This window comes from Enterococcus sp. HMSC076E04, assembly GCF_001814285.1.
Taxonomy (GTDB): domain Bacteria; phylum Bacillota; class Bacilli; order Lactobacillales; family Enterococcaceae; genus Enterococcus_B; species Enterococcus_B lactis.
In genome coordinates, this window is sequence record NZ_KV815628.1 from 80,452 (window position 1) to 94,247 (window position 13,796).

General features: G+C 39.7%; 16 protein-coding genes. 15 read left to right on the plus strand and 1 reads right to left on the minus strand.

The genetic code is table 11. The features are described 5' to 3' along the window. The first annotated feature begins 38 nt into the window (after positions 1-38). The 4 genes from HMPREF2961_RS11645 to HMPREF2961_RS11660 all read left to right on the plus strand — a co-directional run bounded on the left by HMPREF2961_RS11645 (position 39) and on the right by HMPREF2961_RS11660 (position 3,617). Complete coding sequence (locus HMPREF2961_RS11645; RefSeq protein ID WP_002315289.1) at positions 39-1,085, plus strand: LTA glycolipid anchor biosynthesis glycosyltransferase, IagA/BgsA family; 1,047 nt, start codon at positions 39-41, stop codon at positions 1,083-1,085. A 16-nt stretch (positions 1,086-1,101) separates the two neighbouring features. After that, the gene (locus tag HMPREF2961_RS11650; protein WP_024635878.1) at positions 1,102-2,325 is read left to right on the plus strand and encodes a glycosyltransferase family 4 protein; all 1,224 of its coding nucleotides are present in this window, start codon (positions 1,102-1,104) and stop codon (positions 2,323-2,325) included. 88 nt (positions 2,326-2,413) lie between these two features. Next, a complete protein-coding gene (locus HMPREF2961_RS11655; protein ID WP_002341272.1) occupies positions 2,414-3,301 on the plus strand; it encodes an NAD(P)-dependent oxidoreductase in 888 nt (295 codons plus the stop codon). An 85-nt stretch (positions 3,302-3,386) separates the two neighbouring features. Next, positions 3,387-3,617: a YkuJ family protein gene (locus HMPREF2961_RS11660; RefSeq protein ID WP_002287607.1), complete on the plus strand. Its 231-nt coding sequence runs from the start codon at positions 3,387-3,389 to the stop codon at positions 3,615-3,617. 56 nt (positions 3,618-3,673) lie between these two features. Here the strand turns inward: HMPREF2961_RS11660 and HMPREF2961_RS11665 are convergent, their stop codons facing one another. Continuing rightward, positions 3,674-4,639, minus strand: coding sequence for a GIY-YIG nuclease family protein (locus tag HMPREF2961_RS11665; RefSeq protein WP_025477264.1), 966 nt, complete (start codon positions 4,637-4,639; stop codon positions 3,674-3,676). Between the two features lie 305 nt (positions 4,640-4,944). Here HMPREF2961_RS11665 and HMPREF2961_RS11670 point away from each other — a divergent pair, with 305 nt between their 5' ends. The 11 genes from HMPREF2961_RS11670 to HMPREF2961_RS11720 all read left to right on the plus strand — a co-directional run bounded on the left by HMPREF2961_RS11670 (position 4,945) and on the right by HMPREF2961_RS11720 (position 13,620). After that, a complete protein-coding gene (locus HMPREF2961_RS11670) occupies positions 4,945-5,385 on the plus strand; it encodes a fatty acid biosynthesis transcriptional regulator FabT (protein ID WP_002310362.1) in 441 nt (146 codons plus the stop codon). A 9-nt stretch (positions 5,386-5,394) separates the two neighbouring features. Further along, a complete protein-coding gene (locus HMPREF2961_RS11675; protein ID WP_002315285.1) occupies positions 5,395-6,357 on the plus strand; it encodes a beta-ketoacyl-ACP synthase III in 963 nt (320 codons plus the stop codon). Positions 6,358-6,410: 53 nt separating this feature from the next. Next, positions 6,411-6,635, plus strand: coding sequence for an acyl carrier protein (locus HMPREF2961_RS11680; RefSeq protein WP_002287614.1), 225 nt, complete (start codon positions 6,411-6,413; stop codon positions 6,633-6,635). A gap of 106 nt (positions 6,636-6,741) precedes the next feature. Further along, on the plus strand, positions 6,742-7,659 hold the full coding sequence (gene fabD / locus HMPREF2961_RS11685; protein ID WP_002315284.1) for an ACP S-malonyltransferase: 918 nt from the start codon (positions 6,742-6,744) through the stop codon (positions 7,657-7,659). Between the two features lie 11 nt (positions 7,660-7,670). After that, positions 7,671-8,408: a 3-oxoacyl-[acyl-carrier-protein] reductase gene (fabG, locus tag HMPREF2961_RS11690; RefSeq protein ID WP_070704823.1), complete on the plus strand. Its 738-nt coding sequence runs from the start codon at positions 7,671-7,673 to the stop codon at positions 8,406-8,408. Positions 8,409-8,426: 18 nt separating this feature from the next. Next, positions 8,427-9,662: a beta-ketoacyl-ACP synthase II gene (gene fabF / locus HMPREF2961_RS11695; protein WP_002315282.1), complete on the plus strand. Its 1,236-nt coding sequence runs from the start codon at positions 8,427-8,429 to the stop codon at positions 9,660-9,662. A gap of 2 nt (positions 9,663-9,664) precedes the next feature. Beyond that, the gene (gene accB / locus HMPREF2961_RS11700) at positions 9,665-10,141 is read left to right on the plus strand and encodes an acetyl-CoA carboxylase biotin carboxyl carrier protein (RefSeq protein ID WP_002315281.1); all 477 of its coding nucleotides are present in this window, start codon (positions 9,665-9,667) and stop codon (positions 10,139-10,141) included. Positions 10,142-10,165: 24 nt separating this feature from the next. Beyond that, positions 10,166-10,585, plus strand: coding sequence for a 3-hydroxyacyl-ACP dehydratase FabZ (gene fabZ / locus HMPREF2961_RS11705; protein WP_002310367.1), 420 nt, complete (start codon positions 10,166-10,168; stop codon positions 10,583-10,585). 7 nt (positions 10,586-10,592) lie between these two features. After that, complete coding sequence (locus HMPREF2961_RS11710) at positions 10,593-11,972, plus strand: acetyl-CoA carboxylase biotin carboxylase subunit (protein WP_002315280.1); 1,380 nt, start codon at positions 10,593-10,595, stop codon at positions 11,970-11,972. Next, positions 11,973-12,842, plus strand: coding sequence for an acetyl-CoA carboxylase, carboxyltransferase subunit beta (accD, locus tag HMPREF2961_RS11715; protein ID WP_002310370.1), 870 nt, complete (start codon positions 11,973-11,975; stop codon positions 12,840-12,842). Next, entirely contained in the window at positions 12,835-13,620 is a 786-nt protein-coding gene (locus HMPREF2961_RS11720; protein WP_002310372.1) for an acetyl-CoA carboxylase carboxyl transferase subunit alpha, read from the plus strand. Before accD ends, HMPREF2961_RS11720 begins: the two co-directional genes overlap by 8 nt. Positions 13,621-13,796: the final 176 nt, after the last annotated feature.

Below are 13,796 nucleotides of genomic sequence, written 5' to 3' on the forward strand. Positions count from 1 at the left end.
AGGCTATGTTATACTATATAAATGAAGGGGGACGTAAGGTGAAGGTATTATTATATTTTGAAAGTGAAAAGATGCTTGCAAAATCTGGCATCGGGCGTGCGCTTGATCATCAAAAACGTGCTCTGACGGAAGTCGGTATCTCTTATACACTAGACGACAAAGATGATTATGACATCCTGCACATCAATACATACGGAATCAATAGTCATAATATGGTCAATAAAGCCAGAAGAGAAGGTAAAAAAGTTGTCTATCATGCGCATTCAACAGAGGAAGACTTCCGAAATTCCTTTATCGGATCGAACCAGCTTTCTCCTATTGTAAAAAAATATTTGGTTGGATTGTACCAAAAAGCGGACTATTTGATCACGCCAACACCTTATTCAAAACAGTTGTTGGAAAGCTATGGTATCCGTGTACCGATTCAAGCTATTTCCAATGGGATCGACCTAGAGAAATATCGCCCTGATCCAATGAAAGAACAAAAGTTCAGAGAGTATTTCAAACTATCTCCGGATCAAAAAGTAATCATTTGTGTCGGTTTGTTTTTCGAACGTAAAGGAATCATTGATTTCGTAGAAATTGCTAAGAAGATGCCCGACTATACATTCATTTGGTTTGGTCATGTTCCGATGTACTCGATTCCTCGAAACATTCGAAAAATTGTAAAAGAAGACCATCCTGAGAATGTTCTGTTTCCTGGATATATACGAGGGGAAATCATCGAAGGAGCATATTCAGGTGCAGATCTATTCTTTTTTCCTTCTTATGAAGAGACGGAAGGAATCGTTGTTTTAGAAGCTTTAGCAAGCAAGCAAAATGTACTTGTTCGAGATATTCCAGTGTATAATGGCTGGTTAGAAGATAGCAAGAACTGCTATATGGGGAAGACAAACGAAGCGTTTATCCAACTGATTCAACAGATTACCAATGAAGAGCTACCGAGTTTGACACAAGCCGGTTATCAAACAGCAAAAGAACGAAGTATCAATAAAATCGGTGAAGAACTAAAAAACGTATATGAAAGTGTGCTGAATGAAAAAGTCTCTAGCAAATTAAAAAAAGTACATCAGACAAAGGACTAGTTTGGAGGCGAAAAACATGAAAATCGGCTTTTTTACCGATACCTACTTTCCGCAAGTCAGCGGAGTGGCTACATCGATCAAAACATTAAAACAAGAATTAGAAAAACATGGGCATGAAGTCTATATCTTTACGACAACCGATCCGAATGCGGACAAGTTGGAAAAAGATGTGATTCGAATGCCAAGTGTACCGTTTATTTCTTTCAAGGATCGAAGAGTTGTTGTTAGAGGCATGTGGTATGCTTATTTGGTTGCCAAAGAACTAGAATTAGATCTGATCCATACCCATACAGAATTCGGAGCAGGAATACTCGGGAAGATGGTAGCTAAGAAGTTGAAATTACCCCTGATCCATACTTACCATACGATGTATGAAGATTACCTTCATTATATCGGTAAAGGAAAAGTGATCAGGCAATCCCATGTAAAATACTTATCCAGATTATTTGCCAATCATACGACAGGTGTAGTCTGTCCAAGTGAACGTGTTATTGATACATTACGTAGCTATGGTGTAGTAGCACCGCTTCGTGTGATTCCTACTGGTATCGACATTGAGAAGTTCAAACGTTCTGATATCACTCAGGAGGATATCAACAAGTTAAGGGAGTCGTTAGGACTTCAGGAAAATCATCTGATGATTCTTTCTTTAAGCAGGATTTCTTATGAGAAAAATATCCAAGCATTGGTTAACGGATTTCCTCAGGTTATCTCGGCTTACCCTAATGCCAGATTAGTTATTGTAGGAAAAGGTCCTTATGTAGAAGAGTTAGAGGAATTGATTTCCGAACTGCAGTTAGAAGAATTTGTGCAGTTCACAGGAGAAGTGGACAATAATGATGTAGCCCTTTATTATAAAGCGGCAGATTATTTTGTCAGTGCTTCTACTTCAGAGACACAAGGGCTTACTTATACCGAAGCGATGGCAGCCGGCACGCCTTGTGTCGTAGAAGGAAATGCTTATTTGAACCGATTGTTCGATCATCCTTCATTAGGGAAAACTTTTGAAACCGATGAAGACTTTGCACCCGCACTTATTGATTATATTTCCAGTGAAGTCCCTAGAGATTCGAAGGTTTTAGAAGCCAAACTTTATGACATTTCGTCTACTCATTTCGGCGAAGCCATGATCGAATTTTATCAAGATATGGTTGTTTACCATGAAGAAGAGATGCGAAGAAAAGAAGAAGAAGATTCGATTGAACGAATCAAAATCAAATTAAATTCATTTAAAAGATAAAATTCAAACATTTTTTATAAAAAAATCCTTGTTTCTAGCGTATACTAGCATAGAAGCAAGGATTTTTGATTTTTAGGAGGTCGAAAGAATGAAACTAGGTTTTATCGGAACAGGCGTTATGGGAAGTGCTGTTGTACGCCATCTACTAGAAGCAGGTCACGAAGTCGCTGTTTATAATCGGACAAAAGCAAAAGCTGATCCTTTAGTAACAGAAGGAGCTGTCTGGGCGGATACACCAAAGGCTGTAGCAGAACAAAGCAATATTCTGTTCACAATGGTAGGTTATCCTAAAGATGTAGAAGAAATCTACTATGGAGAATCGGGGATTTTTTCTGCAGATGTCTCAGGACGTATTTTAGTTGATTTGACTACAAGTACACCAACTCTGGCAGAAAAAATTGCAAAAACAGCAAAAGAAAAAGGTGCAGATGCGTTAGATGCACCGGTGTCAGGCGGTGACTTAGGAGCAAAGAATGGCACACTGACAATCATGGTAGGTGGAGAAGAATCGGTCTATGATCAAGTACTTCCTTTATTCAAGGAATTTGGTACGACATTTACATTGCATGGCTCTGCTGGGAAAGGTCAGCATACGAAAATGGCCAATCAAATCATGATCGCAGGCACGATGACAGGAATGACGGAAATGCTTGTCTATGCACAAAAAAACGGTCTCGATTTAGAAAAAGTGATTGAGACACTTTCGGGAGGAAGTGCAGCTAACTGGTCTTTAAGTAATTATTCCCCACGTATCTTGAAAGAAGACTACACGCCTGGTTTTTTTGTCAAACATTTTATCAAAGATTTAAAGATTGCATTAGAAGAAGCAGAAAAAATGAACCTTGTATTGCCAGCAACCATCCAAGCATTGAAACTATATGAAGAGTTGGCAGATAAAGGTTTTGAGAATGACGGAACACAAGCGTTGATCAAACTTTGGTGGCCTGAAGGGAAAATACCAGAAAAAAAATCATAAAAAACGAGTTTTTTTAGAGAAAATCAATGCAAGTAGGCTATGCTTTTGATACAATATAACAGAAATAAGAAAAGGAGGACCTCCGATGACACATTCACAATTAGTCGCAATCATAAAACGACTGGAGGCTATGGTCGAGTCAGCAGATAATGAACTGCAAGTTCGCCGTTTTGAAAAAGAAGGCGTAGAAAAGTGTACAGTAACTTATGATAAAGCGACCGATACGTTTGAATTAACTGAAACAGATACTCATCAGCAATACGAATTCGATAATATCGATATCGTAGCGATGGAAATCTATGACTTAATCCAATAAATTTTAGGATAATTGACATTTGAAGTTGAAGATGCCTAAAAGAAGCCGAGAAGCAGCTAATTTAGTTGCTTTTCAGCTTCTTTTTTGTTTAATTGTTCCATTTCGATCTGTTCCTTTCCTAATTTTTTGCGGTAACTAATCAAAATTTGTACAGGATCGATTTCTTCTTTTGATAATTGGCGTTTCAAAGATAAATGAGCTTCTTTTTTTTCATAATAAAAGTCAGGTGGATTGTCCCCAGAAGCAATCATTGTTTCTGCAAGCTGTCCGTAACAAATAAGGTAGTGCTTTTTCTGACTTTCATCCGCTGCCAGTGGCATGCTGAATGTGAGGGATGGTGTTCTTAAAAACTGCTTTTGTTCTTGGATCCGTCTGATGAAATAAGTAACTAATTCGATATCTTTTTGAAGCATGCCAGCTTTTTCGAAATTCAGCTGATAGATGAAATGTTGTTGTCTCTTTTTCAAGTAAGTCAGCAGTTTTTTATTGCGACCCTGAAACAGTCCTTGGATCTCCTTCTTTTTCTGTTCAAAAGTCATTTCCTGTAAGTCAGGAAGCTGGACTCGCAAAGCTAATAAGCTGATTTCAGACAACCAAGGCATTTGATACGTTTCTTCCATTATACGCAAAATAGACGGCATTTTTTTATAGAGACGAAAAGGCCCGTATGTTCGAGCCGTAGGAGTATCTGTTAATACAAATCCCTTATTGGAAATATGTACATAATTGTAGTTACTGAAATAATTCATTTGTCGGTTATAAAAAGGACGGTAATGTTGGATCAGTTGACACTCAAGCAACAAAGCATCTAATTCTGTATCTACTACGACGAAATCAAAATCTGTTATATGATGAATCATACGTAATACTTTTTTTGAATGCTGTTTATTCTGATGAAAATAGCTGCTTACTCTATTTTTGAGCCGTTTTGCTTTACCAACATAGATGACCATCCCTTCTTGGTTTTTCATAAGATAGACACCCGGCAGCATGGGGAGATTTTTTATTTTTTCTTTTAACATAGGGTCTCCTTTCACGCTTTGAATAAAAAGACTATAACAAATTTTGAAATAATGGACAAGTTTTAGGAAATTGGATCATTCTATCAACAAGAAATACTTTGATAATCAAAATATGTCAGTATAATAGTTTTTCTAATAAAGTAAATAAAAAATGCTGATCTATCAGTTTTTTTAAATGAGTAAAATCTTAAAATAAACTCATATAGCAAAAAAATGAACTTTTACGGTTGCATTTTGAAAAAAGTTAAGATATAGTTTGAACATCAAAAGATTTGATAATCAAACTAATTAGTGGACGGTGGAACATGGAACCAGATTTAAAAACAGTAAATGATTATCTTGTTAGTGTCTTCAATGATATTTTGACAATCGAAGAGTCTGAGTTGAAAAAATCTCAATTCAAAGATCTGTCAATCACAGAGATGCACACGATCGAGGCAATCGGGATGTACAAGAAAAAAACAACTTCAGAAGTAGCCAAAGAACTATCAATTACTGTTGGGACCTTGACCACTGCTATTAACAAGTTAGTAAAAAAAGGCTATGTCGAACGTATCCGCAGTGAAGATGACCGTCGTGTTGTAAAGTTGGGACTAACGAAAAAAGGAAAGTTACTGTTTCGGGTCCATCAGCATTTTCATCGTGAAATGGTCAAGAACATCTTAGAAGGAATGGCTACGGAAGAACAGCATGCCTTGCTGGATGCACTGAAAAACTTGCATGACTTCTTGCAAGACTATAAGTGAGGATATTTAATGGAACAATTTGGAATGATTACTGCAACAGCCAGCGTCCTTCCTGAAAAGATCATTACGAATAATGATCTTTCCAAGATGATGGATACCTCGGATGAATGGATTTCATCAAGGACGGGTATTCGTGAACGAAGATGTGTAACAAATCAGGAGACATCTGATTTATGCATCTTAGTGGCGGAAAAATTGATGCAACAAAAAAAGCTGAACCCTAAAGATTTGGATTTTATCTTAGTAGCAACAATGTCGCCCGATTACACGACACCATCTGTAGCAGCACAAGTACAAGGAAAATTGGGAGCAGCTAATGCTATTGCTTTCGATATCAGCGCGGCATGCTCAGGATTTGTTTATGCGTTAAGCATGGCTGAAAAAATGATCCGCTGCGGCTCAACTAAAGGATTGGTAATTGGTGGTGAAACACTGTCTAAGCTAATCGATTGGTCTGATCGCACGACTGCTGTATTATTTGGTGATGGAGCAGGCGGGGTTCTCTTAGAAGCAAACCCACAAAAAAAATTGCTGAAAGAAAAATTAGCAACTGATGGTACCAGAAGTACCTCACTGACTGCTGGCTACCAGCAAAATAAAAACCCGTTCTATTCAGAAGATTCAGAAGGTTCGTATTATTTGCGAATGACCGGCAGAGATATTTTTGATTTCGCCGTTCGAGATGTTGCAAACAATATCCAAGAAGTTATGATAGACACGCCAGTTGATTATCTGCTTTTGCATCAGGCAAATCTCAGGATCATTGAGAAAATCGCCCGAAAAGTAAAGATGCCGCAAGAAAAATTCCTGACCAATATGGATAAGTACGGGAATACCTCTGCTGCAAGTATCCCTATTTTATTGGATGAAGCAGTTTCTAGCGGAAAGATCACCTTGGGAAAACAACAGAAAGTAATATTTACAGGCTATGGCGGAGGTTTAACGTGGGGAAGTATCCTCATGGAGCTGTAAACTGTTAAATTATAAAAATAAAAAAGCAAACAATATCGGAGGAATATATTATTATGGTATTCGAAAAAATTCAAGAAATCATTGCAGAAGAATTAGGAAAAGAAACTGAAGAAATCAAATTGACTACTGACATCCAAGAAGACTTAGAAGCTGACAGCTTGGATTTATTCCAAATCATCAATGAAATTGAAGATGAATTTGATGTAAAAATCGAAACAGAAGACGGAATCAAAACGGTTCAAGATTTAGTGACTTACGTAGAAAAACAAACTGCATAATCATTAAAATTAGGTTGGGGGCTGGGACATTTCCTGAAATAGGGATGTCTCGGCCTTTTTGAATAAGAAGAATCAAACATATATTCTGGATATATTGGAGAAAAACATGAAAACAGCATTCTTATTTAGTGGCCAAGGTGCACAATATCAAGGTATGGGAAAAGATTTATATGAAGAAGCCGTTGTAAAGCAGACATTTGATGAAGCAAGTGAGATTCTCGGCTACTATATGGCCGACCTCTGCTTTTCAGAAAATGAACGTTTGGATCAGACACAATATACACAGCCAGCTATTCTAACAGTCAGCATTGCGTATTATCGCTTATTGAAGGAGCATGGAATCGTCCCAGATGCAGCTTTAGGACTGAGTTTAGGAGAATATTCGGCATTAGTAGCCAGTGATGCGTTATCCTTCACTGAAGCCGTTGCACTAGTAGCGAAGAGAGGCGCTTATATGACGGAAGCTGCCCCAGCTGGAAGCGGAAAAATGGTCGCAGTAATGAATGCACCGATTGAGACGATTGAGGAAAGCTGTCATGAAGCAAGCAAGTACGGCATCGTGTCTCCTGCTAATTACAATACACCTCAGCAGATCGTGATCGGTGGCGAAGAAAAAGCCGTAGATGAAGCTGTTTTGCTCTTAAAAGAAAAAGGAATCAAAAGGATGATCCCACTAAATGTCAGTGGACCTTTCCATACAGCTATTTTAGCACCAGCATCAAAAAAACTGGCGAAGGATCTAAGTCATATTCAATTTTCTGACCCTTCTTTTCCAGTCATCAGCAACACAACAACGGAAATAATGAAGAAAGAGACGATAGCGGGACTACTTGAACAGCAAGTCATGCAACCTGTTCGTTTCTACGAGAGTATCCATAAATTAAAAACAATCGGTATCGAGCAAGTCATTGAAGTCGGTCCCGGAAAAGTATTAAGCGGATTTATGAAAAAAATTGATAAAACGATACCAGTTCTGCGTGTTGAGAATAAGCAGACATTTGATGAAACAATAGCAAAATTATAAGGAGGAAGGTTATGGATGTAAAAGGGAAAAATGTATTTATCACAGGTAGCACAAGAGGAATTGGCAAAGCGATGGCCTTAGCTTTTGCAAAAGCTGGAGCAAATATTATTTTGAATGGGCGCGGAGAGATTCCAAAAGAAAAGATAGAAGAAATTGAAGCATTCGGTGTAAAATGCGTAGGAGTTTCCGGCGATATCTCTGATTATGAGAAAGCAGGACAAATGATCAAAGAAGCAGAAGAAAAGCTTGGATCGATCCATATCTTAGTAAACAATGCCGGAATCACAAATGACAAACTTGTGATGCGGATGGATGCAGAAGATTTCAAAAAATGTCTGGATATCAATTTGATCGGTACCTTCAATATGACGCAGCACGTTTTGAAAAAAATGATGAAACAGCGAGAAGGGGCCATCATCAATCTCTCTAGTGTATCTGGATTGATTGGAAATATCGGACAAGCAAATTATGCAGCTAGCAAAGCTGGTGTCGTAGGATTGACAAAATCGGTTGCACGAGAAGCTGCGACTAGAGGTATCACATGCAACACCATTGCACCAGGATTCATCACAACTGATATGACGGAATTTTTAGCAGATAAAGTCAAGGAGCAAGCGGAAAAGCAAATTCCAATGCAACGTTTCGGACAAGTAGAAGATGTTGCACAAACAGCAGTTTTCTTAGCACAAAATCCATATATCACCGGCCAAGTCATCAATGTCGATGGCGGATTGGTCATGCACGGATAAGAAAAGGAGAGCAAATAAATGAATCGAGTGGTAATTACTGGCTATGGAGTCACTTCACCTATTGGAAATGACGCAGACAGCTTTTTGAATAGCTTAAAAGAGGGTACGAATGGCATCGCACCGATCACTAAATTTGATGCTTCAGAAACAGGGATTACCTTAGCGGGTGAAGTCAAAGATTTCCCTTACGATAAATATTTTATTAAAAAAGATAGCAAACGAATGGATATGTTTTCGATCTATGGGATCTACGCTGCTTTAGAAGCAATGGAGATAAGCGGTTTAGATAAAGAAAAAATGAATCAAGACCGGTTTGGTGTCATCATCGGATCAGGAATCGGTGGTCTTCCGACAATCGAAAATCAAGTTATCCGTCTGCATGAAAAAGGCGCAAAACGAGTTTCTCCAATGTTCGTGCCAATGGCGATTGCCAACATGGCAGCTGGAAATATTGCTTTACGAGTAGGCGCAAAAGGTATCTGTACAGCTATCGTAACAGCTTGTGCTAGCGGAACGAATTCAATCGGTGAAGCATTCCGTAACATCAAACATGGCTATTCAGATGTCATTCTTGCTGGAGGAACAGAAGCAACGATTTGTGAGATGGGGATTGCTGGATTTGCAGCTTTAACTGCACTTTCGGAATCAACTGATCCTAATCGTGGTTCGATCCCGTTTGATGAAAATCGAAATGGTTTTGTGATGGGGGAAGGAGCAGGTGTTCTAGTTCTTGAATCTTTAGAGCATGCACAAGCTCGCGGTGCCAAAATCTATGGAGAAATCGTTGGATACGGTTCAAATTGTGATGCTTACCATATGACAGCCCCTACTCCAGATGGTTCTGGTGCGTCTAAAGCAATGAAGCTTGCGATGGAAGAAGCTGGTATACAGCCGGCGCAAGTTGGATATATCAATGCGCACGGAACGAGTACGCCAGCTAATGACCAGGCAGAAGCAAAAGCAATCCAACTCGCACTAGGTGAAAATTTCAGAGATACTTATGTCAGCAGTACGAAATCAATGACTGGACATTTATTGGGAGCAGCCGGCGGGATCGAAGCATTAGCCACTCTGATGGCATTGGAACATCAATTTATCCCACCTACGATCAATGTAGAAAAACAAGATCCTGAGATTGATTTGACAGTTGTCAAAAACGAAAGCAAACCTGCAAGCTTTACTTATGCAATGAGCAATTCATTAGGGTTTGGCGGACATAATGCGGTTCTTTGTATGAAACGCTGGGAGGAATAATTTTGGATATCAATGAAATTAGAGAATTAGTTAGTCAATTTGATCAATCTTCGCTAACGGAATTTGACTTGCGTGAAGGTCAATTTGAATTGTACATGAATAAAAATAAAACAAGTCGAGGCATGAATATGGTTCAAACAAACGAAACGTTGCCAGTTTCGGAGCCAGTTAACGCCATGCCTGAACAAGCAACAACTGTTCCAGAACCAACGAAGGAAAAAGAATCGGTAGTATTTGATGGAATCGAGGTTGTTTCGCCAATCGTGGGAATCGTTTATCTGCAACCGGCACCAGACAAATCAGCTTTCAAAAAAGAAGGTGATCAAGTTGCCAAAGGAGAAGTTATCTGCATTATTGAAGCGATGAAACTAATGAATGAGATAACTAGTGAGGCCGATGGAGTAATCACAGAAATCCTTGTAGAAAACGAGTCAGTTGTTGAATATGGGCAGCCACTCTTTAGGATCCAGCCAAAATAAGCAAAGCAGGAAAGAGGGAAATAAATGAACATACAAGAAATCAAAGAAATTATTCCGCATCGTTATCCAATGCTTTTGATTGATCGAGTGGAAGAGATGGTTGAAGGAGAACGGATCATTGCTAAGAAAAATGTAACGATCAACGAGCCCTTTTTTCAAGGACATTTTCCAGAAGAGCCTGTTATGCCAGGGGTACTGATTGTTGAAGCAATGGCGCAAGCAGGAGCAGTCGCATTACTTTCTCTTGAACAGTTCAAGGGTAAAACGGCTTACTTCGGCGGATTAGACAAAGCAAAATTCCGTAAGAAAGTTACACCGGGCGATACCTTATATCTTGAAGTTGAGATATTGAAAGTGAAAGCCTCAGCCGGAATAGGCAAAGGAATCGCTAAGGTTGACGGTAAAAAAGTAGCCGAAGCGGAATTAACCTTTATGATTGGATAGGTGAAATATGTTTTCTAAAGTCTTGATAGCTAACCGTGGCGAAATCGCTGTGCGTATCATTCGTGCATGCCGCGAATTAGGGATCCAAACCGTAGCGATATATTCAGAGGCAGATGCCGAAGCACTTCATACACAGCTAGCAGATGAAGCAATCTGTATTGGTCCGGCAAAAGCGGTTGATTCATATCTGAATGTTCAAGAAGTACTGAGCGCTGCAATCGTAACAAAAGCTGAAGCAATTCATCCAGGTTTTGGATTTTTATCTGAAAATAGCCGGTTTGCCTCCATGTGTGAAGAGTGCAATATCACATTTATTGGTCCTAAAAGCGCAACAATTGATGCAATGGGGAATAAAATCAATGCGCGTCAATTGATGCAAGAAGCAAATGTCCCGGTCATCCCAGGAAGTACTGGTGTATTATCTACTGTAGAAGAAGCATTGGAAATAGCAGACAGGATCGGTTATCCAGTGATGCTGAAAGCAGCTGCAGGCGGTGGCGGGAAAGGCATTCGAAAAGTTCAATCAAAAGAAGAACTTCCACAGCATTTTTCTTCAGCTCAGCAAGAAGCAGCAGCGGCATTTGGAAATGATGATATGTATTTGGAAAAAATCATTTATCCTGCTCGCCATATAGAAGTTCAGATTTTAGGTGATCATTTTGGCAATGTCATTCATTTAGGTGAACGAGATTGTTCTTTGCAACGTAACAATCAAAAAGTACTGGAAGAATCTCCTTCTGTAGTGATCTCACAATCAAAAAGAGAAGCACTAGGAGACGCTGCTGTTCGAGCAGCTAAAGCAGTCAATTATGAAAATGCCGGAACGATCGAGTTTCTGATGGATGAAGAAGGCGATTTTTATTTCATGGAGATGAATACTCGAATCCAAGTGGAACATCCCGTCACAGAAATGGTCACAGGGATCGATTTAGTAAAAAAACAGGTGGAGATAGCAGCCGGCGAACCTTTGAATGTGCGTCAAGAAGAAGTAGTATTCCAAGGACACGCCATCGAGTGCCGAATCAATGCAGAAAATCCCGCTTTTCATTTTGCTCCTTCACCAGGGAAAATCCAAAACTTGCTACTTCCAGCAGGTGGGATGGGGTTGCGGGTAGACAGTGCGGTTTATCCAGGCTATACGATCCCGCCATATTATGATTCAATGATTGCGAAAATTATTGTCCATGGAAATACACGTTTTGAAGCATTGATGAAGATGCAGCGAGCCTTAAGTGAATTTATCACAGAAGGGGTCATTACGAACGCAGAATTTCAGATGGATTTGATTAGTCATCCAGCAGTAATAGCAGGTGATTACAGCACAGCATTTTTACAAGAAGAATTTTTACCGAATTGGACACCAGAAACGGAGATAGGAGGCGCATAGATGGCTCTGTTTAAGAAAAAGAAATATATTCGGATCAATCCTAATAGAGAGAGCAAACCTGCTAACTCGCCATCTGTTCCCGATAACATGTGGGCGAAGTGTCCAAATTGCAAACATATCCTTTATACGAAAGACATCGGTGAAGAAAAAGTATGCCCCCATTGCGGATACGCTTTTCGAATCGGTGCATGGCAGCGTCTAGCTTTGATCATTGATGAAAAAAGTTTTGAAGAATGGGATACGGATCTTGTAACCGAAGATCCGCTAGCATTTCCTGAATATACGGAAAAAATAAAAAAAATGCAAGATAAAACGGGGCTCCATGAAGCAGTCCTCACTGGTAAAGCAACCATTCAGGGAATCCCCTTCATTATTGGAGTGATGGATCCCAATTTTATCATGGGAAGTATGGGCACGATTGTTGGAGAAAAAATCACTAGGTTATTCGAACGAGCAACAAAGGAAAAACTCCCAGTCGTTTTGTTCACGGCTTCAGGAGGCGCTCGGATGCAAGAAGGCATCTTTTCTCTGATGCAGATGGCGAAAATCTCTGCTGCTGTCAAACGGCACAGTAATGAAGGCCTTTTTTATCTAACTGTTTTGACAGACCCGACGACCGGAGGAGTAACTGCCAGTTTTGCAATGGAAGGTGATATCATTTTAGCAGAACCCCAAAGCTTGATTGGTTTTGCTGGAAGACGTGTCATCGAACAGACGATCAAGCAGGAACTTCCAGAAGATTTTCAAAAGGCCGAATTCTTATTGTCTCATGGTTTCGTCGATCAGATTGTTCCCCGCATGGAATTGAAGCAGAAAATCCATACGCTTCTTGAATTGCATACACAGAAAGGATGGATAGATCGTGGATAAAACAGCACATGATGTCGTTCAGTTAGCAAGAGCTAAAGAACGATGGACTAGCTTGGACTTTTTTGAAGAGATCTTCGATTCTTTCGAGGAATGCCATGGTGACCGTTTATTTGCAGATGACGAAGCGATTGTTGGTGGCATCGCTCGATTAGATGGCAAACCAGTAACAGTGATAGGTATTCAAAAAGGAAGGGATCTTCAGGAAAATATCCGCAGAAATTTTGGTTCTCCTCATCCTGAAGGCTATCGCAAAGCTTTACGACTGATGAAGCAAGCGGAAAAGTTCAATAGACCGGTGATTACATTGATCAATACAGCAGGTGCCTATTGCGGTATAGGAGCAGAAGAGCGTGGCGAGGGAGAAGCAATTGCCAAAAATCTGCTCGAAATGTCTGATTTAAAAGTACCAATCATCGCCGTCATCATTGGTGAAGGTGGAAGTGGCGGTGCCCTTGCTCTAGGTTTAGCGGATGAAGTCTGGATGCTAGAAGAAACGATCTATGCTGTACTTTCCCCAGAAGGGTTTGCTTCGATTTTGTGGAAAGACGGCAGTCGCGCTGCAGAAGCAGCCGAGTTGATGAAAATTACTGCACCAGAACTACGTGAGCTAGGAATCGTGGATCGAGTGATTCCTGAAACGTTCAACGGCGAGCAGTTGCCACGGCAAAAAGTTGCTCACATCATGAAAAAAGCGTTGATTGAAAAATTGACGGAACTTGTTCGATTCGACCAGCATGAACTACTGGAAAAACGATACAAGAGGTTCCGCCAATATTAGGTGTTTAACAACTAAGCAAAGAGTAAAGAATGATTCTTGCTCGCTTAGTTGTTTTTTGTTTCTAAATTTTTCTGTGATCAATCTTTATTTTTGGTCATTTTGTAAAGAAATGCTTTTTCTGAAAGAGGAACGAGTATAGAGGTAGTTTTTTTTGCTGATATGCAGTATAATACGGG

What these genes read in the sequence shown, in the direction of transcription:
- HMPREF2961_RS11650 (WP_024635878.1), top strand. Translation starts at nt 1,102, where the DNA reads ATGAAAATCGGCTTTTTTACCGATACCTACTTTCCGCAAGTCAGCGGA.
- HMPREF2961_RS11655 (WP_002341272.1), top strand. Translation starts at nt 2,414, where the DNA reads ATGAAACTAGGTTTTATCGGAACAGGCGTTATGGGAAGTGCTGTTGTA.
- HMPREF2961_RS11660 (WP_002287607.1), top strand. Translation starts at nt 3,387, where the DNA reads ATGACACATTCACAATTAGTCGCAATCATAAAACGACTGGAGGCTATG.
- HMPREF2961_RS11665 (WP_025477264.1), bottom strand. Translation starts at nt 4,639, where the DNA reads ATGTTAAAAGAAAAAATAAAAAATCTCCCCATGCTGCCGGGTGTCTAT.
- HMPREF2961_RS11670 (WP_002310362.1), top strand. Translation starts at nt 4,945, where the DNA reads ATGGAACCAGATTTAAAAACAGTAAATGATTATCTTGTTAGTGTCTTC.
- HMPREF2961_RS11675 (WP_002315285.1), top strand. Translation starts at nt 5,395, where the DNA reads ATGGAACAATTTGGAATGATTACTGCAACAGCCAGCGTCCTTCCTGAA.
- HMPREF2961_RS11680 (WP_002287614.1), top strand. Translation starts at nt 6,411, where the DNA reads ATGGTATTCGAAAAAATTCAAGAAATCATTGCAGAAGAATTAGGAAAA.
- fabD (WP_002315284.1), top strand. Translation starts at nt 6,742, where the DNA reads ATGAAAACAGCATTCTTATTTAGTGGCCAAGGTGCACAATATCAAGGT.
- fabG (WP_070704823.1), top strand. Translation starts at nt 7,671, where the DNA reads ATGGATGTAAAAGGGAAAAATGTATTTATCACAGGTAGCACAAGAGGA.
- fabF (WP_002315282.1), top strand. Translation starts at nt 8,427, where the DNA reads ATGAATCGAGTGGTAATTACTGGCTATGGAGTCACTTCACCTATTGGA.
- fabZ (WP_002310367.1), top strand. Translation starts at nt 10,166, where the DNA reads ATGAACATACAAGAAATCAAAGAAATTATTCCGCATCGTTATCCAATG.
- HMPREF2961_RS11710 (WP_002315280.1), top strand. Translation starts at nt 10,593, where the DNA reads ATGTTTTCTAAAGTCTTGATAGCTAACCGTGGCGAAATCGCTGTGCGT.
- accD (WP_002310370.1), top strand. Translation starts at nt 11,973, where the DNA reads ATGGCTCTGTTTAAGAAAAAGAAATATATTCGGATCAATCCTAATAGA.